At 50.7% G+C, this 19,677-nt stretch carries 17 protein-coding genes and 2 pseudogenes; 10 read left to right on the top strand and 9 right to left on the bottom strand.

Translation table 11 applies throughout. From position 1 onward, the window contains the following. The first annotated feature begins 88 nt into the window (after positions 1-88). The 4 genes from QMX86_RS01705 to QMX86_RS01690 all read left to right on the top strand — a co-directional run bounded on the left by QMX86_RS01705 (position 89) and on the right by QMX86_RS01690 (position 4,754). Positions 89-763 (top strand): heavy metal response regulator transcription factor, encoded by a 675-nt coding sequence (locus QMX86_RS01705; RefSeq protein WP_282382548.1) that lies wholly within the window; start codon positions 89-91, stop codon positions 761-763. After that, positions 760-2,187 (top strand): heavy metal sensor histidine kinase, encoded by a 1,428-nt coding sequence (locus tag QMX86_RS01700; protein WP_045061361.1) that lies wholly within the window; start codon positions 760-762, stop codon positions 2,185-2,187. The genes QMX86_RS01705 and QMX86_RS01700 overlap by 4 nt, the downstream gene beginning before the upstream one ends. Before the next feature lie 483 nt (positions 2,188-2,670). After that, positions 2,671-3,345: a heavy metal response regulator transcription factor gene (locus QMX86_RS01695; RefSeq protein ID WP_045061362.1), complete on the top strand. Its 675-nt coding sequence runs from the start codon at positions 2,671-2,673 to the stop codon at positions 3,343-3,345. Then, positions 3,342-4,754 carry a heavy metal sensor histidine kinase gene (locus QMX86_RS01690; RefSeq protein ID WP_282382537.1) on the top strand — a complete coding sequence of 471 codons (1,413 nt, stop codon included), beginning with the start codon at positions 3,342-3,344 and terminating at the stop codon, positions 4,752-4,754. Before QMX86_RS01695 ends, QMX86_RS01690 begins: the two co-directional genes overlap by 4 nt. Positions 4,755-4,795: 41 nt before the next feature. Here the strand turns inward: QMX86_RS01690 and QMX86_RS01685 are convergent, their stop codons facing one another. Both QMX86_RS01685 and QMX86_RS01680 read right to left on the bottom strand, forming a co-directional pair. Next, complete coding sequence (locus QMX86_RS01685; protein WP_282382535.1) at positions 4,796-5,125, bottom strand: DUF2790 domain-containing protein; 330 nt, start codon at positions 5,123-5,125, stop codon at positions 4,796-4,798. 284 nt (positions 5,126-5,409) lie between these two features. Further along, complete coding sequence (locus QMX86_RS01680; protein WP_017341670.1) at positions 5,410-6,087, bottom strand: heavy metal response regulator transcription factor; 678 nt, start codon at positions 6,085-6,087, stop codon at positions 5,410-5,412. Positions 6,088-6,860: 773 nt separating this feature from the next. On the opposite strand from QMX86_RS01680, the gene QMX86_RS01675 reads away from it, so the two are divergent. Both QMX86_RS01675 and QMX86_RS01670 read left to right on the top strand, forming a co-directional pair. Beyond that, positions 6,861-7,169, top strand: a complete 309-nt coding sequence (locus QMX86_RS01675) for a hypothetical protein (RefSeq protein WP_282382532.1) — start codon at positions 6,861-6,863, stop codon at positions 7,167-7,169. A gap of 194 nt (positions 7,170-7,363) precedes the next feature. After that, positions 7,364-9,064, top strand: a complete 1,701-nt coding sequence (locus tag QMX86_RS01670) for a phosphoethanolamine--lipid A transferase (RefSeq protein ID WP_282382530.1) — start codon at positions 7,364-7,366, stop codon at positions 9,062-9,064. Between the two features lie 248 nt (positions 9,065-9,312). On the opposite strand, the gene QMX86_RS01665 is transcribed toward QMX86_RS01670, so the two are convergent. The 5 genes and pseudogenes from QMX86_RS01665 to QMX86_RS01645 all read right to left on the bottom strand — a co-directional run. Continuing rightward, a complete protein-coding gene (locus tag QMX86_RS01665) occupies positions 9,313-9,828 on the bottom strand; it encodes an ATP-dependent zinc protease (protein ID WP_090470184.1) in 516 nt (171 codons plus the stop codon). A gap of 72 nt (positions 9,829-9,900) precedes the next feature. After that, positions 9,901-10,815, bottom strand: a complete 915-nt coding sequence (locus tag QMX86_RS01660; RefSeq protein ID WP_017341666.1) for a cation diffusion facilitator family transporter — start codon at positions 10,813-10,815, stop codon at positions 9,901-9,903. Between the two features lie 181 nt (positions 10,816-10,996). Further along, complete coding sequence (locus tag QMX86_RS28340) at positions 10,997-11,365, bottom strand: zf-TFIIB domain-containing protein (protein WP_348776221.1); 369 nt, start codon at positions 11,363-11,365, stop codon at positions 10,997-10,999. A gap of 90 nt (positions 11,366-11,455) precedes the next feature. After that, positions 11,456-13,222: a heavy metal translocating P-type ATPase gene (locus tag QMX86_RS01650; protein ID WP_282382676.1), complete on the bottom strand. Its 1,767-nt coding sequence runs from the start codon at positions 13,220-13,222 to the stop codon at positions 11,456-11,458. Positions 13,223-14,532: 1,310 nt separating this feature from the next. Next, a pseudogene (locus QMX86_RS01645) lies at positions 14,533-15,679 on the bottom strand (IS66 family transposase); the annotation flags it as partial. Here QMX86_RS01645 and QMX86_RS01640 point away from each other — a divergent pair. From QMX86_RS01640 to QMX86_RS01630, 3 genes and pseudogenes are all read left to right on the top strand, one after another. Further along, a pseudogene (locus tag QMX86_RS01640) lies at positions 15,676-16,073 on the top strand (efflux RND transporter permease subunit); the annotation flags it as partial. The pseudogenes QMX86_RS01645 and QMX86_RS01640 sit on opposite strands and share 4 nt — an antisense overlap. Then, positions 16,070-16,420 carry a copper-binding protein gene (locus QMX86_RS01635; protein ID WP_282382509.1) on the top strand — a complete coding sequence of 117 codons (351 nt, stop codon included), beginning with the start codon at positions 16,070-16,072 and terminating at the stop codon, positions 16,418-16,420. The pseudogene QMX86_RS01640 and the gene QMX86_RS01635, both read left to right, overlap by 4 nt. 488 nt (positions 16,421-16,908) lie before the next feature. Next, positions 16,909-17,547, top strand: coding sequence for an antitoxin Xre/MbcA/ParS toxin-binding domain-containing protein (locus QMX86_RS01630; RefSeq protein WP_282382506.1), 639 nt, complete (start codon positions 16,909-16,911; stop codon positions 17,545-17,547). A gap of 278 nt (positions 17,548-17,825) precedes the next feature. Here QMX86_RS01630 and QMX86_RS01625 read toward each other — a convergent pair whose 3' ends face one another. Next, positions 17,826-18,557 carry a PfkB family carbohydrate kinase gene (locus QMX86_RS01625; protein WP_282382504.1) on the bottom strand — a complete coding sequence of 244 codons (732 nt, stop codon included), beginning with the start codon at positions 18,555-18,557 and terminating at the stop codon, positions 17,826-17,828. Positions 18,558-18,577: 20 nt separating this feature from the next. After that, positions 18,578-18,895, bottom strand: a complete 318-nt coding sequence (locus QMX86_RS01620) for a hypothetical protein (RefSeq protein ID WP_217879009.1) — start codon at positions 18,893-18,895, stop codon at positions 18,578-18,580. Positions 18,896-19,237: 342 nt separating this feature from the next. On the opposite strand from QMX86_RS01620, the gene QMX86_RS01615 reads away from it, so the two are divergent. Continuing rightward, complete coding sequence (locus tag QMX86_RS01615; protein ID WP_217879008.1) at positions 19,238-19,546, top strand: hypothetical protein; 309 nt, start codon at positions 19,238-19,240, stop codon at positions 19,544-19,546. Positions 19,547-19,677: the final 131 nt, after the last annotated feature.

The raw sequence follows: 19,677 nt of genomic DNA, 5'->3' as shown, positions 1-19,677 counted from the left end.
GAAACGTTTATACAGATTAATAAAGCCCTTAAACCATGTTTAACGAGCATCCAATCATTCCGATACATTTACCAGAGGGTGAAATCCTATGCGAATCCTTGTAATAGAGGACGAGCTGAAGACTGCTGAGTACTTACATCAAGGCCTGACTGAAAGTGGCTATATTGTAGACTCCGCATCGACCGGGGCTGATGGACTCCATCTAGCACGTCAGCAAGCTTATGATCTGGTAATACTAGACGTAAATCTACCTGAAATTGACGGTTGGGACGTTCTTGAAAATATTCGGCAGACTAGTAGCACTCGGGTAATGATGCTGACTGCAAGAGGGCGTCTGGCAGACAAAATCAAAGGATTGGATTTGGGAGCCGATGATTACCTGGTCAAGCCATTTGAATTCCCTGAGTTGCTTGCAAGAGTACGCACTTTAATGCGTCGCAGCGAACATATTCCAGTTCCAGAGGTATTAAAAGTCGCTGACCTTGAACTTGATCAAGGCAGACATCGCGCATTCCGCGGAAAGCAACGCATAGATCTGACGACAAAGGAGTTCGCGCTGCTTCATCTGTTGATGCGTCAATCAGGAGAGGTGTTATCTCGCACTCAAATTATCTCTTTAGTGTGGGATATGAACTTTGACTGCGACACAAACGTTGTCGAAGTTTCGATACGAAGATTGAGAGCAAAAATAGATGATCCATTTGAAACAAAATTAATACATACCCTTCGTGGCGTAGGCTATGTATTGGAGGCGAGGAAATGAAACCGGTCAGCCTATCGATGCGGCTGGGGTTGACAGTTAGCATTATGGGAGCGGTACTAGTAGTGCTGTTAGCGATACTAGCTTTTTTAGCGCTTACTCACGAACTTGATTCGCGCGCAAAAAATAGCTTAGAGAAGAAGATGAGTCAGATTGAGCACAGTCTACTGATGGATATCAGTACCCGTGACATGAGTTTAAAACCACACGTGCTATTAGATCAAGTGCTGGGACACGACAATCTTAACCTGACCATCTTTGATGATGACAACATGAGTGAACCTCTGCTGAGTTTTGGAGCAGATATACCTGAAGTATCTACGAATCAAGCCGGAACAGCCGCCAGTAATAAGCTGTCGTACTACTCCCCAGCCGAAGAGTCCGGAATCCACATCCTCACCGCCTCTAAGCTCATGAAATTAAAGGATGGTGAGTTCGTATCGGTCCTACTGTCTATTGATCGCTCGAATGATGAAACGCTATTGAGCGCCTACCTGAGTTCGACCATTGTAGCGGTTCCACTGTTGCTGATTCTGATTGGTATCAGCGCCTGGGCTATTGTGCAACGTGGCTTATCCCCCCTTCGGGAATTCCGGAAAGTTGCAGCAATGGTGTCGGCCCAGGATTTAAGTCATCGACTCTCAGTTGTCAAGATGCCCCAAGAACTCAGTGAGCTTGCTCACGGTATAAACTTCATGCTGCACCGTCTTGACGGCGGAGTTCAACAACTATCGCAATTCTCTGATGACTTGGCGCATGAGCTGCGGTCACCGATTACGAACCTTATGGGGAAAGCTCAGGTAACACTTTCTCGAGAACGCCCGGCAAAAGAGTACAAGGCTGTTTTAGAGTCATGCACCGAGGAACTAGGACGAGTCACCAGAATTGTTTCAGACATGCTTTTCTTGGCCCAAGTTAGTCATCCGGCCGCACTCGTGCCGTTTGAAAGCATTTTACTAGAGGATGAAGCCCTAAAAGTCATCGACCTTTTTTCGCTATCGGCTGAGGAAAAGAGCGTTGGTATAACTGTCAGCGGATGGGGTAAAGTTTTAGGTGATCGGCTCATGATTCAACGGGCTATTTCCAATCTTTTATCAAATGCCATTCGTCACTGCCCAGCAGGGCAGTCCATTGCTATAGCGATTGAAACGCAATCTGAAAAAGTCTCCCTATCAATAAGCAATCCTGGGGTAGGAATTGAGCACCAGCACTTGTTTCACATTTTCGATCGCTTCTATCGTGTGGATAACAGTCGCTCACGAGCTGAAGGTGGTACTGGATTAGGGTTGGCCATTGTCCGATCCATCATGAGCCTGCACCAGGGAATGGCAGAGGTCCAAAGTATGCCGGGCCATCTGACAGTTTTTCAACTTACATTTCCAAAATATAATGCACAAAGCAACTTAAAAGCCCAAAAACAAAAGTAGTGATTTTAGTAAAGCCGTAACTAAAATCACGATAAACAATAGTCCAAAAACGCGAATCCGAAAATGCATAGAGCATAGATAGCGCGGGGTACTTAAAAATCGCAAAGCGAGATCAACTCCCCTTGGTACATCCTGCCAGTCTCCCCAAAAAATGCGTGCAGCATTAAATTGACTATCTGCGCCGTAACACTTCGAAACGATTCCCCATAGATATCAGCCGAGCGGAGCTTGGCTTCTGGCTGAAATAAATGTACGGGAGTCGCGCATTAACATGCCTGCGACATATAGTCGCAAATACTTTTATCGTAAAATGTCCTCCTCCTGTTGACCCTGTAGCAGCTTCAGGCTTGATACTGATCACTTGAGCAATGCGCGGTTTTGAGATTTTTATGATCGAATAGTTCTACATCATTTCTTAGTCGGGCACTTAAATAAACTTCGAAATTTTATTATTCAATTCATATTACATAGGGCGGCACTACCATGCGAATGCTTGTAGTTGAGGATGAGCTTAAAACTGCCGAATACCTGCATCAGGGTTTGACTGAAAGCGGCTATATAGTAGACCGCGCGGCGAATGGTACGGATGGACTTCACCTTGCGCGTCAACAAACCTACGACTTGGTAATACTTGACGTCGATCTACCACAACTTGATGGCTGGGGTGTGCTCGAGCGACTGCGCCAAAGCAGTAACACCCGGGTCATGATGCTAACCGCTCGCGGGCGCCTGGCGGACAAGATCCGCGGCCTGGACCTGGGTGCCGATGACTATCTGGTCAAGCCATTCGAATTTCCGGAACTGTTGGCCCGGGTACGAACTTTAATGCGTCGCAGCGAACAAGTTTCCGTCCCTGAGGTCTTGAAAGTCGCCGATCTGGAACTCGACCAGGGCCGCCATAGGGCCTTCCGGGGCGAGCAGCGTATCGACCTGACGACCAAGGAATTTGCTTTGCTGCACCTTTTGATGCGCCAGTCGGGTGAGGTGCTTTCCCGCACTCAGATCATTTCATTGGTCTGGGACATGAACTTCGACTGCGACACCAATGTGGTCGAGGTTTCAATCCGCCGCCTGAGGGCCAAGATTGATGATCCTTTTGACAAGAAGCTAATCCATACCCTGCGCGGCGTTGGCTATGTACTGGAGGCCCGGGAATGAAGTCGGCAAGCCTGTCGATGCGGCTGGGTTTGGCGGTGAGTATCATGGGCGCATTGTTGGTGTTATTTCTGGCGGTTCTTGCGTTCCTCGCGCTAACGCATGAGTTAGATAAACTGTCAAAAGACAACTTGAGCGAGAAAATGCGGCAAATCGAGCACAGTCTTTCGCTGTATGAAAAACCTGTCGACATCAACATTAAACCGCACGTTTTGCTGGATCAGGTGATGGGGCATGACCACCTCAACCTTACCATTTATGACCTGATAAATATGAGGACGCCGCTCTTGAAGTCAGGCTTTGGCTTGACGGACCCCAGGGTGGAGTTGAAGGCGGCAGGGGCTGCCACCGACAAGGTGTCGTACTCCCGAAGCACCGATGATCAGGGCCGGCACTTCCTGACTGCATCCAGACTGATCCGCTTGCCGAACGGTACGAATGTCGCCGTATTGCTGTCGCTTGATTGCGCCAACGATGAAGCGCTGCTCAGCACATATCTAAGCTCGACGATCATGGCCTTGCCGTTGCTGCTGCTACTTATCGGCCTCAGTGCCTGGGCAGTGGTAAAACGGGGGCTCGCGCCGCTGCGGGAGTTTCGCAAGGTGGCCGCCATGATCTCTGCTCAGGACCTCAGCCATCGACTCTCGGTGGTCAAGATGCCGCAGGAGCTCAGCGAACTGGCCCATGGCATCAACTTCATGCTGCACCGACTAGACAGCGATGTTCAGCAGTTGTCGCAGTTCTCCGATGACTTGGCCCACGAACTACGAGCACCCATTTCCAACCTGATGGGCAAAGCCCAGGTGACGTTGTCCCGGGAGAGGCCGGCCGAGGAGTACAAAGCGGTTTTGGAGTCCTCCACCGAAGAGCTTGGGCGCGTAGCCCGGATTGTCTCGGACATGCTTTTCCTGGCACAGGTCAGTCATCCCGCTGCGCTGGTCCCGTTTGAGACCATTGCTCTGGAGGATGAAGCCTTGAAGGTCATCAACCTGTTTTCACTGTCGGCGGAAGATAAACAGATCAGCGTGAGCGTTACTGGCAGGGGGTCGACCATTGGTGATCGGTTGATGATTCAGCGGGCAATTTCCAACCTGATGTCCAATGCAATCCGCCATTGCCCAGTAGGCCAAGCCATCACAATCACCATCGAAGTCCATGCCACAGAAGTCTCGCTACATGTAGCCAACCCAGGCGCAGGTATTGAACCTCAACACCTACCGCACTTATTCGATCGCTTTTATCGAGTTGACACTCATCATTCGCGCGCTGGAGGAAGTACCGGGCTTGGTTTAGCCATTGTGAAATCAATCATGAGTTTGCATCAGGGAGTCGCAGAAGTTAATAGCCGCCCGGGTAAGATCACGACCTTCAAGCTGGGTTTTCCAAACATCCATGGACACACCAACTGGTGATACCAACCATTGAAAAAACAGCCCTTATTCACGTCATTCGTTCATTCGTGCGTGTTACGACACACACCCATAATTTGGTATTCAATAGTGTGAAGCTTTCCAGCTGAGTCCTCATAGGTCATTCGAAAAGGTACAATGTTGCAAGAGCGAATTGGTGGGGTCGTACTCACCATTTTTGCGATATCAAGCTTCATTCCATCACGATATTTCTGAACTTCAGGAGCTGTCTTGCCTTTTTGGGCTGCGTAGGCTGCCTTTGTTTTTTGATTTGCTTCCATGGCGTTGTCGTTGCGATCACCACGGCTTTCAGCGAATGTTATCGAAGACAATGATAGCGTCAGCGCAACAGCACTTAATTTTAAAGCGCTCATCGCAGAGTCTCTTTGAAGTGGTTACAAAGCTGTTAAACTTACGTAAGTTTAACGAGATAAACCTTTCTGACTCATTTTAGAAAAATTACTTATTTGTAATTTCCACCCGTTAGCCTCAAAAGCTTAGTGAGGTATCAAAATCAGCCAGGCGCAGTACCGTCCCACCCAGGAGCCATTGGGGAATCCTATAAAACTGACTATTAGAGCAAATATTTGTGCATTCTGAATTTAAATTGAATGTCGATTATTTCACACAATTTCAAAATTCGAAGGATTAAGAGGGCTCATTGATCACGCGTTTCGAGAACATATCCAGCACCACGCAAGGTATGGATTAGCTTCTTGTCAAAAGGGTCATCAATCTTAGCCCGAAGCCTTCTCATTGCTACTTCAACAACATTGGTGTCGCAATCAGCATTCAGCCCCCAGACAGAGGACATGATTTGCTTGCGTGACAGCGTCGTACCAGTCTGGCGCATCAAGAGGTGTAGCAAGGCGAACTCCTTGTTGGTCAGTTCAATCCGCTGCTTGGCGCGACAGGTACGGTGTCTGCCCAGATCGAGTTCCAGGTCGCCGACACACAGCACATCGGGCAATGCCGACAATTCAGTGCGACGCATCAGAGTACGTACTCGGGCCAACAGTTCTGGAAACTCAATTGGTTTGACCATGTAATCGTCGGCGCCTAGGTCGAACCCTTTGATTTTGTCCTCCAGACTACCTTTAACGGTAAGTATCATGATAGGCGCAATGATGACCTTGCGAATGCTTACAAGTAGACCCCAATCGTCACGTTGCGGTAGGTTCGCGTCGAGCACTACAAGATCATAAGCCTGTTGGGATACTAAGCGTAAGCCATCGATTCCGCTGGCGACGCAATCAACGACGAATCCGCTTTCAGTCAGCCCCTGATGTAAATAATGGGCGGTTTTCAGCTCGTCTTCTATTATCAAAATACGCATTTTTCATAAAATCTCGATACTAAATAATAAAACTTCCATATACGCGCACAGATAACTTCACTCACCAACCAATTCCAACATATTTGCATTGATCGATTTTAGTCAGTAAGAATTTATCACGCATTATCGAGGCTCCGCTACGCAATCGACGTAAAACATACAAACCACCACACTAAATAGATCTTAGACTAATTGTCCGCAGCAGATGGGCTTATAACAAATTTGTAATTCTTCAGTCACCCTTCTGATAACTGCTCAGCAGTACATTGAGTGTGCAAAAAATCTACGCATCATAGGATCCTGCGGACGGGGCGACTTCTGATCGAATCCAGACACCTGAAATCGATGCTCGCAGTTTTTTAGACCATCAAATATTTATTAGTGAACAAAGAAACAGTGCGCTTTGGGGGCGTAAATCTCGTTATGCGATCTCGCATTAGAAAAATGTTGTGGGCGGCTGGTCCACTGTCTCGTGTTTCGTCGTTGATGACGGCGTCGCGACAGGAAGCCCACGTCGAGGCTAGGACAAAACCCCAAACCGCATTACTCAATAACCCAAGCCCCGTAGATGTCCAGTGGGATATCCAAACTGTCCAAACGGGGCACCAACAGACTGATTTGATCCCTTATCCAGTACTAATGGATGCCAAAGCCTTCCGCGAAAATTCGAACACCACCAACGTAAAGCTCCGTCGGACGCCGAAAGTGTGCGTCATGCGTGCACAGCAAGGTCTGATTTCAGTTCAGAGTTCGCAATGTCTGGCGGAACGAGGATGACCAGCATCCGGAAGCGGTTGACCCTGGTGGGCGCTTCAACACCGATTTTGTCCTTCGGCCGCAAACTAAAAAGTATTTCGTCGGCGGCCAGCCGCACCTATCAGTCTCGTGATCTGCACAACGTCACCAAGCTACGCCTGCGGTACGAAATCCGCCTCGCTGTAGACAAGCGCTCGACGGCCAACAGAGCAACAAAGTCTACGCGGCCCCGCACCCAGTATTTCGCTTCAGCACAACTACTGGTGTTCAAGGACGAATCGAGCAGATCTACAGCCACGTCGCTTGCTTGGGGGGGGACCTCATGAAAAAGATTTTCATCAGTTTGGGGTGTCTGGCGGTTTGGCTAGTCGCAGATCGCCAACTAGCTGACGAGAACGTTCAGGGTCACTGGTGCATCCACGAGTTGCACCGCGCCATTGGCGATTTTTTCTTACCTAAAACGTAGTGACACTCCGGTGGCAGTTCGCGCCTGGATACGTCGAGATATTCCGGAGTACCCATGAATAACAAAGTACCAATTCGCAGTTGGGAAATCACACTCGGTAGTAATCAGTTAATTCTTGCAGTTTCAACCTGGCTTCTATTGTTTAGTAACTGGCCATTTTGGCGAGCTGTCTGGCAAGGCGTGGGAGGCCTACAGGACGGAAACACCATATTCGTGCTTAGCCTGCCTTGGTTCGTGTTGATTTGGCTATACGTATTGCTCAGCGTGATGGCCTGGGGACGCTTGATAAAACCTGTGCTAGCTATCGTGCTGCTGGTTGCGGCAGCAACGAGTTACTTTATGAATAGCTATGGCATAGTAATTGATTACAGCATGCTAACGAATGTGATGCAGACGGACAGCTCCGAGGCCACGGACCTGCTGAACTGGGAACTACTGCTGTGGATGCTGGGCTTTGGTGTTATACCGGGGTTGATTATCACCCGAGTCCGTTTGATCCAACGATCGTGGTCTCGCGCACTTGCTCATCGATTGATGGGTGTGGCGGTAGCGCTCACCTGCTTGGCGGTCATCGTATTTACGCTTTATCAATCCTATGCATCGCTGATGCGTAACCATCGCGAACTCCGATTGATGTTGGTTCCGTCGAATGTGGTTTCGGCAATCCATGGGTATACGCGTCGCCAGCTAGCAGTTCCCACCGAATTAAAAACCATTGGTGCTGATGCCCGCCGTGAAGAAGCCACTGCTGGTGTACGCAAACCACGGCTAACGGTACTTATGGTGGGTGAAACCGCTAGGTCCGCTAACTTCTCCCTCAATGGCTATGCCCGGGATACCAATCCGGAATTGGCCAGGCGTGGTGTCTTAAGTTTTACCAATGTCAGCTCATGTGGAACAGCTACGGCCGTTTCCTTACCCTGCATGTTCCTGGATGTGGGTAAAGAAGGCTACAAAGACGGTATGGCGCTGCGTAGAGAAGGACTATTAGACGTTTTGCAGCGGGCCGGAGTATCGGTCCTTTGGAGAGACAATAACTCGGGTTGCAAAGGCATTTGCGACCGAGTACCAAATGAAAAATTGAACAATCAAAAAACGCTGGGATTATGTAGAGCCGACGAGTGTTACGACGAAGTCTTATTGCAAGATTTACAAGCCTACTTGGATAAACAGCAGCGGGATTCAATCGTGGTGCTACACATGAAAGGCAGTCACGGCCCATCCTACTCGAAGCGCTATCCACCAGCGTTCGAACGATTCGGGCCCGTTTGCAATAATAACCAACTTGAACGTTGTACGCGCGAAAGCATTGTCAGTGCCTATGATAACAGTCTCAGTTATACGGACTACGTACTTGGGCAAACGATCGACCTGCTAAAGCGTAACGCTGAACGTTTTGATACGGCGATGCTTTATGTCTCTGATCACGGTGAGTCCCTCGGCGAGAATGGGCTTTACTTGCACGGACTTCCTTATGCCATGGCTCCCAGCGAGCAGACTAGTATCCCCATGGTAATCTGGATCTCCAAAGACATGCAGTCGCGTCAAACCCTCGATTCCCAATGTTTGAAGGAACAGCGTGACGTATCACTGTCCCATGACAACTTATTCCATTCTATATTGGGGTTGATGGGTATTCAAACTACATCATATCGCCCAGAGCTTGATCTGTTCAGTACCTGCCAGTCCAAAGCGTCAACACCGTTAAAGCTCGCGCAGACATTTGAGCGTCAATCAGTGAAAACACCAAAATAAGTGGAGCTGCGCGAGAAAGATCTAAAATGACCCTATAGTATGAGCATACTTTGATTAGAAGCCATGCAACTACTAATCGTTGCATGGCGCCACTTCTAACTCTTCCTAAAAATCAGCATCCGGGTGAGCTTTTTTTTAAGACTATTTAGTCGGCCACATCAAGCATCAAAAAAGCTGCAAAATTCTGCCGAGCTATTTTCTCAATACATTCACCCTGCACGTATAGATAAAATGTATAATTCAGGTGTTTAATTACAGTTTGGTTCGTTAGTGAATGTGCGTGAAACATCGACCGCCCCCAAGACCCCCAAAGTTTTGCGACCAATCAATACGGGGTAGTTCATGTCGCCTCGATCCTTCAGTGAAAACTCTTCCTTATAAATTTTATCACCTATGCACATCGTCATCATGACTACTGGACGATGTTCAGCGCCACCGGCGCCTCGAACCTTTACATTTCTTTCGACGCGTCGCTCGAAGAGTGCGTTACTCACCTTCTTAGTTTTTGTGTCTTTTACTTTAACGTTGAAACGAACCCATTCCTCTCCATTTTTACGGAATCGTTCTAAGTCTTTCGCATCCATCGAGGATGTAAGAGCCCCTGTATCTAACTTTACTTTCACAGCAATATTTTCTGGTAAAAGTATTCCTTCCTCAATCCACCCGTATACCCTTTCTGGATTAGCAGGTGTTGAAAAAGCTGGCTGCGCAACAAAAGCCAAAAACAAAGCCAGCCCAGAATAACTTAAAATATTTCTGACCATTTTAATCGACCCTTTTGATCTGTATCGCGACGTATAAACGTTCATCCAGCTTAAATAAACACCACGACTCAGTTAGTGGACCATACCCTCATGATCGTCAGCCAGTTGATCGTGAAAATCAGATCCTTCCATTTGGACGGTAGTATGGCTGATGTGGAACTTATCACTCATAAGGCTGGTTACTTCAGCCAAGATAGCTTGCTCGCTGCGGGAAGCCGAGTCAGCGACAAGATGGACGCTCATAACACTTTTACCACTGGTCAAAGCCCAGATATGCAAATCGTGGATATTCTTGACCCCCTCAATGCCATAAAGCGTTGCCTCTACCTTCTCAATATCGATGCCCTCTGGAACCCCTTGCAGCAATATGTTCATGCTTTCCTTGAGCAATGACCAAGTCCTGGGCAGCACCCAGAACCCGATGCCAGCCGCGACAAGTGAATCAACCCAAGTCCAGCCGGTGAAACGGATCAAAAGAGCTGCGATGATGACACCAATAGACCCCACCATATCGCTCCAGACCTCTAAATAAGCGCCCTTCACATTGAGGCTTTCCCCACTGGCAGCACTCAGTAGGCGCATTGAAACAAGGTTGACGATGAGCCCGAACACCGCAATGACCAACATGCCAGTCGACTGGATTTCCGCCGGGACTTTAAGTCGCAGATACGCTTCATAAACGATGTATATAGCGACTAAAAATAGCAAGACCGCATTGAAGGTGGCTGCAAGTATTTCAAATCGTGCGTACCCGAAGGTCCGCTTCCTATCCGCAGAGCGCTTGGCTATATGAATAGCGACCAAGGATATCGCCAAAGCCGCAACGTCCGTCAGCATGTGGGCCGCGTCGGATAATAAGGCCAGGCTGCCGGTGACAAAAGCTCCAATGACCTCCGCGACCATAAAGCTTGTCGTCAGGGTGAGTGCGATCCACAGCAACTTTTCGTGACCGGCGCGTACCTGGCCGTGACTGTGTCCTGAACTCATAACCTTTTCCTCAAACGCCGCTCGCTGAAACTCCAACCACCCAGGTAGCACCCTTGCTACGAGTCGATTGCAGGATATAAAGACCAGCTAATACCCAAAACCGTTCCATCTCATGAAACACCCTATTTCACAATTGGTGCTGGTTCGAGGTATATCCCGATCAAAGCGCGAAATCGCAGCCTTAATCGAACATCTCCTGCAAAAATGATTTTTTGCGGTACGACTGTTGCCCCTGATGCCCACTCGGGTTTTGATGTCCACCATGACTTTGATGGCCGCTCTGATGACTGCTCTGATGGCCACCTTCTCTCCAACCGCCACCGTGACTTCCTCGCTGATCTCCATGAGCTTGGCTATCTCCATGCTGGCTGTAACCGGGTTGTACTGCTGGAGGAGCATTCTGTACGGGTGGAATTGGGTTCTGTGGAAGAAACCTAACGGCCTCCTGTTGTTGGCTGCGCTCGATGATCTTGTCGAGTTCACCTCGGTCGAGCCAAACGCCACGGCATTGAGGGCAATAATCAATTTCGATGCTTTGGCGCTCAGTCATTACGAGGGCAGTATCTTTGCAGATCGGACATTGCATGATTTGATTTCCTTGTGTGGGCATGTAATTGAAGACGAAGTCGCAGCTTTCGTATCACCGACGCAGTAGCCGCAGTCCGTTGAATACGACCAGCAGGCTCGCTCCCATATCGGCGAAAACAGCCATCCACAACGTAGCGTGGCCGGACAATGCAAGCGCCAAAAATACAACTTTGATACCCAAGGCCAGTCCGATGTTTTGCTTCAAAACAGAGGCACATCGACGACTCAGGCTAATAAAATCAGCAATCTTGCGTGGGTCGTCATCCATGATGGCGACATCAGCCGTTTCAAGGGCTGTGGCAGTCCCTGCGGCCCCCATCGCAAAACCAATGTCGGCTTGCGCCAATGCTGGAGCATCGTTCACACCATCGCCCACCATGCCAACAGTACCAAAGCGGCGTTTGAGTTCCGCGACGGCGACTTGTTTATCCTCCGGCATCAAGTTTCCGCGTGCATCCTGTATACCGAGCTGCGCGGCGATGGACTTGGCCGTTGCAGGATTGTCGCCCGTGAGCATCACCGGTACGACATTCAATGCTTTCAGAGCAGTTACGGCTGCAATGCTTTCAGGTCTTACTGTGTCCGCCACAGCAAAAATCGCCACCGGACCTCTGGCGGCGCAAAGCACGATTACTGTTTTTCCTGCGTTTTCGAGCAATGACAATCGGGCTTCAAGCGCAGGCGAACACAGACCTAAATCCTCAACCAAGCGGTGGTTGCCCAGGTGCCATAATTGACCATCAATAACGCCTTTGACACCACGACCGTTGAGTACACCGAAGTCCTCAACCGAAAAGGGAGCGACGTCTGGTTGCTGTAATTTCCAGCCGTTGACCAACGCCTTTGCCACTGGGTGCGTGCTGTGGTCGTCGAGACTCGCAGCGATCTTCAAAGCCATTTCGATGGGTAGATCACCAAACGGCTCGGTATCAGTCAGTACCGGCTTGCCTTGGGTCAAAGTTCCGGTTTTGTCGAGTGCCACAACTTTAAGAAGTCGCCCGCTTTCGAGGTATGCACCGCCCTTAATTAAAATGCCATGTTTGGCAGCCGCGGCAAGTCCACTGACAACGGTAATTGGCGTTGAAACTACCAAAGCACACGGGCAGGCGATGACTAGGAGGACCAGCGCCTGATAGAGCCAATCGCCCCAGGTACCAGCGAACAGAACGGGGCCCAACGCGGCAACCAACAGGGCAAGAACCACTACAGCCGGGGTGTAATAACGTGCAAACTGATCTACAAACCGTTGAGTAGGGGCTCGTTGAGCTTGCGCGTCTTGTATGGCCGCAGCGATACGAGCAAGAGTGCTTTCTCCTGCTACGGCCGTCACAGTCGCTTCAACCACTCCGTCGGTAACGATACTGCCTGCGTAAAGCGGGTCACCGACCTGCTTATCAACTGGAAGGCTTTCGCCAGTAATTGGGGCCTGATCAAGCGCAGCGCGACCAGACTCGACGCTGGCATCCAACGGTACTCGCGAACCTGTACGAACCCGAATACGACTACCGAGTAACACACTCGCCACGGGCTGATCTTTCCAGGCACCGTCAATCATTACTTCGGCGGTTTCCGGCGCCAACGCAGTTAGCGACTTGATCGCGTTACGCGCTCGCTCCAAAGAAAGTGCTTCGATAGCTTCAGCAATAGCGAAGAGGAAAACCACCATCGCAGCTTCAGGCCACTTACCAATGACGAGAGCACCAACGACAGCCAGCGACATCAGAAAATAAATGTTCAGAGTAAAGTTCTTAATCGCAATCCAACCCTTTTTTAGGGTAGGCAAGCCAGCGCTAAGAATGGAAAGAGCGGCAAGCACCATCACCGGCCAAGAGCCTTCCTGCCCAGTTGTCCACGCGATGACTTCAGCGGCGATAGCAGCCAAGCCGCTGATGGCCAGCAATCCTTTCAGTTTGGCGCTCAAGGCCGGGGGAACCGCTGATGGCGCGGCACCGGCCTCAAGCAGGCTCGGACCCATGTCCAAAGCGACTAAGGCGGCGACGATTGGTTGCGGATCATCCAGCCGATGATGGACTGTCAGCTCTCGATTCAGGAGATTGAAGTCGAGCCGAACAATTCCGGCCATTGGCTCCAGTCGGTTTCGGATCAAGCGCTCCTCAGTAGGGCAATCCATTTTATCGATGCGGTAGCGAACCCTGTTAGTCCCTTCCGGGGCGGGGCTGCTCTTGGTAATAGCCACACCTTCGGTAGCTAGTGTGCCATGAGCACAGCACGCATCGGCATGCGCATGCTTGTGATCGTGATCGTGATCGTGGCCATGTTCTTTGTGATGCCTGGGTTCAGCAGCCTTAACAGACCCATGCTGATGGTCAGATCCGCAACACTCTTCTTTCTTCTGCACGTGAAGACGGAGGACCGGCTTGAGCTTGTTTTCTTGGTTCATGATGCTTCTACCGCGAAGGATAATTCCCCCATTCAACAGCCTGTACCTACTACAGGGTCAAGTGCCCAATGAAGTTATTTGTAGCTGCTTTTGTGTGCGGATAGCTTGGTCCTCTTTGAACAGCACCGAGCCTATAGACATGCGCGCGGGCACTGACACCTCGCTTGCTCGGGCAACCTATCCGTGACGCAGCAAGGACACGCCTTATTATTGGGAGAATGTGTGACGACAGCCGGCCACGGTAAGCAGTAGGATCTGGTGACACGCAAGGAAGAACAACATGAAATCGAGCAGATTGTTAACCAGAGGTGTGCGGTATGCCAACCAGTGACGAGTGGACGGAGTGGCACCTAACACCCAGGGGCTGGAAGTGTGGCACTGAGCAGAAGGATTACCGTCGGGTGGACCGCACGCCTCCAGCAGACCGAGTACTAACCAGTAAATATAGGCTGTACCTGGGATCATCGAGCTCTATGGTGGACAAAGGTAACGAAGATATATGGCGATCTTCTGATAGCGATGTGGTGGAAGAACTTCTCAAGCTATATGGCAATCCGCCTGAACACCTCTAGAAGGGAAACCCGCCGAATTCGGAAAACCTTCGCGTACGATTTTTTCCGAATTCTGCGGCCCCCCCAATTTTAACGGGAGATTCGACATGGACGCTGCATAACAAACCAACCACCCGCGCAAAGGAGCCTGACCAATGCCGAACCCTCATTACGTTATTACGCCGGCTGCCTCTTATGCGGCAGCAACACGTCAATCTGACTCATCTTCTGCGTCGGCAGCCGCGCCAACACGTCTTTCATATAGGCATACGGATCATGCCCATTGAGCCGTGCCGACTGGATCAAACTCATGATCGCAGCCGCGCGTTTGCCGCTGCGTAAAGAATCTGCGAACAGCCAGTTCGAACGCCCAATGGTCCACGGTCGGATCTGGTTCTCCGCCCGATTATTGTCAATGGGCACCGCGCCATCGTCGAGGTAGCGCGTCAACGCCGTCCAGCTTTTAAGGCTGTAATCCAAGGCTTTGGCGATGGCTGAGCCTTCGGGCACCAGCTGGCGCTGCGCGATCATCCAGGCATGCAGTGCATTGATGAGCGGCGCGGCTTTTTCCTGCCGTATTCGGCGTCGTAAATCCGCTTCCAAGTCACGTACTTCACGCTCGACTTCGTAAAGGTTTGCGATGTAGTAAAGAGTCTTTTCGGCGAACTGGCTTTTGTTGGTCGCATGTAAATCGAAGAACTTGCGCCGAGCGTGAGGCATGCAGGCGATTTCGGTCACGCCTAGGTCAAAGCTGGCGCTGTAACCAGAGAAGCCGTCGCACACCAACAGGCCCTTCCAACCGTGCAGGAAAGTGCGGGCATGTTCACCCGCGCGGCTGGGCGAAGTCGTAAACGACAGCGCTCAGCTAAGCAAATGGTGTCGTGGCATAGACCCAGACATACGCTCGATGGGTTTTCCTGGCGCCTGTTGAAAGCATCTGCACCGACGTTTCGTCGGCATGTATTACGTTGTGTTGGAGCACGACGTCGCGCAAGGCGTCGACCAGCGGTTGCAACTGTACGCCGCAGGCACCGACCCATTGCGCCAGCGTCGAGCGCGGTATGGCCAAGCCGGCACGGCTGAAGATTTTTTCCTGGCGATACAGCGGTAAATGATCGGCGAACTTGGCGATCATCACCTGGGCCAGCAGCCCAGCGGTTGGGATAACTATGTCGATCACATGCGCCGGTACTGGCGCCTGAATCAGTGTTTCGCACTGTTCGCAGATCCAATTGCCACGGATATGACGTTCGACGGTAAATACGCCCGGTGTGTAATCGAGTTTTTCGCTGACATCTTCGCCAATACGCTTGAGGGCGCAACCTGTCAGTCGCCACCGGGGTCGGTTTTATCGCCTTGGCCGGTGTTTCCGCCGAGTTTGGCGTGATCATGCTGCTCTACCTGAAGAACGCCTGGGCCGAACGTGAAGACCTCGGCGACAGCACTGAGCGCGGTCTGGTTGCGGCGATTCGTGAAGGCGCCGTGCAGCGTGTTCGACCCAAGGCCATGACCGTGGCCGTCATTATTGCTGGCTCTTACCCATCTTGCTGGGTAGCGGGACCGGCAGCGAGGTGATGAGCCGAATTGCTGCACCCATGGTCGGCGGCATGGTCACGGCACCCTTGCTTTCCCTGTTTGTCATTCCGGCGGCCTATCGCCTGATGCGTCGCCGCCACCTCTCAGTTGAACCCATCAACCCTCAAGGAAAAGTCGTATGAAACTGACCCTGATTGCAGTTGCCAGCACCGTAGTAGCGTTGTCTTTTTCTGCCCTGGCAGAGGACATGCCGGGCATGAAAATGGACGGAATGGAGGGCATGCAGATGAAGCAGGAAACAACGCAGGCTCCAGTCGCCAACGCCGACGGAACGATCAAGGCTATCGATACTACGAAGCATACGGTGACCATCTTTCACGGCGCTGTTCCAGCTGTGCAATGGCCGCCGATGACCATGGCTTTTTCCGTTACGGAAGATCAACTGACAGGGCTGACGGCAGGAGACCGAGTGTCGTTTTCCTTTCGGCTAGAGGGCGGCAAAGCCACTATTGTGTCTATTAAAAAGTGAAACAGCAGTAGTGAAGTTGGCCGGCACGCTTTGTCGTGCCGGTCATTATCACTAAATCCGCAGGTCAGAAAAAACGGTACACCTGTGATGTACTCGACTGGCTGCTTAGCCGATTACGGCCTTCCGTCTACAGCGGTTTTGAGTCGCTAGCAGTCGAGGTTCGGACTAGGTTGGATGGTGATTCCAGCCGATGGAAAGTCACCAACTCACGTTACGACTGATTTCCTTACCTTCGGCGAGTATCTTTCTGACTAGACCGATGGCTGTCGCAGACCCATTACCGTCCGATGTAGCACTCGAAAGTGAAAACGGCGAGCGTGCAGTCGAGCTTTTCGCTGGCATCTTTGCCGATACGCCGGAGGGCGCAGCCGCTCGTCGCAATAACCAGCAAGAATTGCCTCTATGCACGGTTATCCAATGACGAGTCACCTCTGCGCGCGAGCATAATGACGTGTCTTCTCTAATGAAGAAATGAGAGCCGGACGATCATGAATGAACGCGAGCGTTGGATAGTCAAATGCCAGAGTACTGAGGACGGTAGCGGCGATGTCATCGTTGATTTACCTCCAGAATTGCTTGTCAAAATGGGGGTAAGTGTTGGAGACGATCTAACGATTACGGTAGCGAATGGCACAATAGTGCTGAAGCCTACGCATGGCACAACATCAGTGCAGCCCATGTTTGCTGGAGTCCTTCGTGATGATGCTTATCATGCCTACCGCATCCGGCTGGAGGCGTCTCTAAATATCCCCTCAAACGCCTCTGATCAGGACATTCACGAGATGATCGTAGCTGGCTTCTCGGCCAGCATGATCATGTCGCTTTGCGACGTTGGAACCATAAGTCCGGAAGAACGCGACAGAATCATTCCACTCAAAACGCTCAAAACAAAATTGGTCAGCAATCAGCTCTTAACGGTGGATGAGAGCGATCGACTGTTCCGCTTTGCACACATTACCGCCCTGGCCGAGGTGATCTTCGGGGACGCAGGGAAGGCCAAACAATGGCTTTCCAAACCCAAATCCCGTTTTTCGGGCAAAAATCCAACTGCGATGCTCACTACAACCCACGGCACACATCGGGTCGAAGAAATGCTGATTCAGGTAGCTGAGGGCATGTCATTTTGATCCAATTGCAGCTACGTAGAACCATCGCAAGCGGGGACGCGACCGCATCGGGCATTTTTGTCAAAATACTTATTCAGCTAGCGTGCTCCGTTAAGCCGGTTACGCCCTGAATTCAATGAGCCACTGGTGTCAAAATATTTGTTCGGCACCACTTCGCTCCTGCGGGTAGTGTCAAACTATGTTGTTATAAACTCATCCCGTCATTCGAATATTGCCATGGGTTGTGTCAAGTTATGTTGTCATCTTGGGAGCGCTGAAGGTCATGTAAGTGACTGATTTTATTGATGTGCGTGTGTCAAACTATGTTGTTGGGCACCAGAAAGGCCGCTATCCATCCACCCCAGCGCAAAATGAGCGGCAAAGGTGTCTCCAGAACCAATCTTCCACACACGCTTAGTGCGGTAAGCAGGGACGTGGGAAATAGAGCCCTTGTCGTATACCAGGGCGCCCAACGGCCCCATCTTGATCACGACCACTTCAGCGCCTTCTTGGCTAGCCAGCGCCGTGGCCAGTTCCTGTGGGGAAAGGTCACGCGAGTCGGATACTAATTGATGGGCCTCGTGACGGTTCAAAACCAATGCCAGATGCTCGGCTTTGGAGCCGTTTGCCTTGAAGGACTCTGGACCGTCGGCATTCTGCGGATCAAATACTGCGTACTTGGCCTCAATGACAGCCGTGCCATCAATCATGCCAAAGCGAAGTACCTTCTCTGCATTGATCTGCAACATCGAGTTGCGTTGAGTCCCGCGCCGGATATCTGGAGTAGAGAGGCCATGAATGTATTCGAAGGTCACTCCTTCCTTCAGGGCAACGGCGTTGAACTGGAAGCCTTCAGCGGTCGCGCGGGCATCGAGGACGACTTCACTGGTACTGTCGACATATGCCTGCAGTTCTGCCTTTCCGCCGAAGCGCGCAATGGCCGTTGCCGCACGTCCCGCCGACCCATAAATATCGTCCCAGGCCGGGCGCATGCAGCGCTCTCGGTAAACCCCTCCTACGATGGTGATCATGGAGCTCTCCTTGCTCTGAGTTAGACGTGATAGACACGAAGGCGTACCTGGCCGCCGCCAAGGCGTAGGACGCGCGCAACAAACTGTGCGCCTTGGGTCATACAGCTGCGCAATTGATTCAAATGGGGATCAACGATTCCCCCTGCCTCCTCGCCGTTCCACAATGCAGTCACGACTTGGTTGCCGGGGCCGGCGAACACAACTTCGAGAATGTCATCGACACTCAACAGTGCAACAACGGGTGCCTTCGGTGAAGCGAGCTGCGTATCAAACTGGAGAGCCGTACACGACGTGGTCGGAGTGGAAGGGCCCAGGTAGCTGACGCCGGAACCAGACATATGCATTTTCCTTTGCGTGTCGATTGGATCCTAAGTGATACCACATAGAAAAGGCAAAATGCCATACTACTTTTCTTTAATTGTGTTATTTGTTTTCGCTCAAAAAAATGCCGTCAAAATTTCGTTGATTTATTACAAATTGCTTCAAAGAACCCATTTCAGGAAGCGAGCCGGCCTCATGCGTTAATGATAAATTATTGCAATTGAGATTGAATAAAAATACTTATCCGGCGATTGACGTCTGCAATAATTATCTGCCACAACTAAAAAGGCTGATAGATGGTATCAGTAATAAATCACGCAATTGGCCTCCGTGCCTCAGCCTTTCTAGAGGATTCATCGATGACGCTTCACGTAACGCTCTCGCTAGACCTGTCAAATATCGACAACCAGCGCTATTACTTCAATGCTTACATGGGCACCAACGGCTGGGAAAAGCTAAATGAAGTCGATACTGTTTGGCACAAAACCTACAACTATGCTCAAAGTCGAGACTCTGAGGTAGCAGCAGATATTAAAAGCATCTTGAAAGTGGCTGCACAAAAATTTGAGCCAGATTCCATCGAGTATATAGCCCAAATTGGCAACGAATACCCTGTCAAAGCTGCGTGGGTAAATAGCAGAACAGGTTTGGATTTCCATAGTCGGTGATCTCAAATCTGGATCTACGTTGCCGTCTCGAAGATCGAGCGAGTCGGTAGCGTAGGTTTTTCGCGCAGGGGGGGGGGGGGCGCGCGCAGATAACAAATTTAATTTCATCGATAACAGATTAAATTAATGTT

Source organism: Pseudomonas sp. PS01270, from assembly GCF_029959775.1.
Lineage (GTDB): Bacteria > Pseudomonadota > Gammaproteobacteria > Pseudomonadales > Pseudomonadaceae > Aquipseudomonas > Aquipseudomonas atacamensis.
This window is presented reverse-complemented; position numbering and strand designations above follow the sequence as displayed.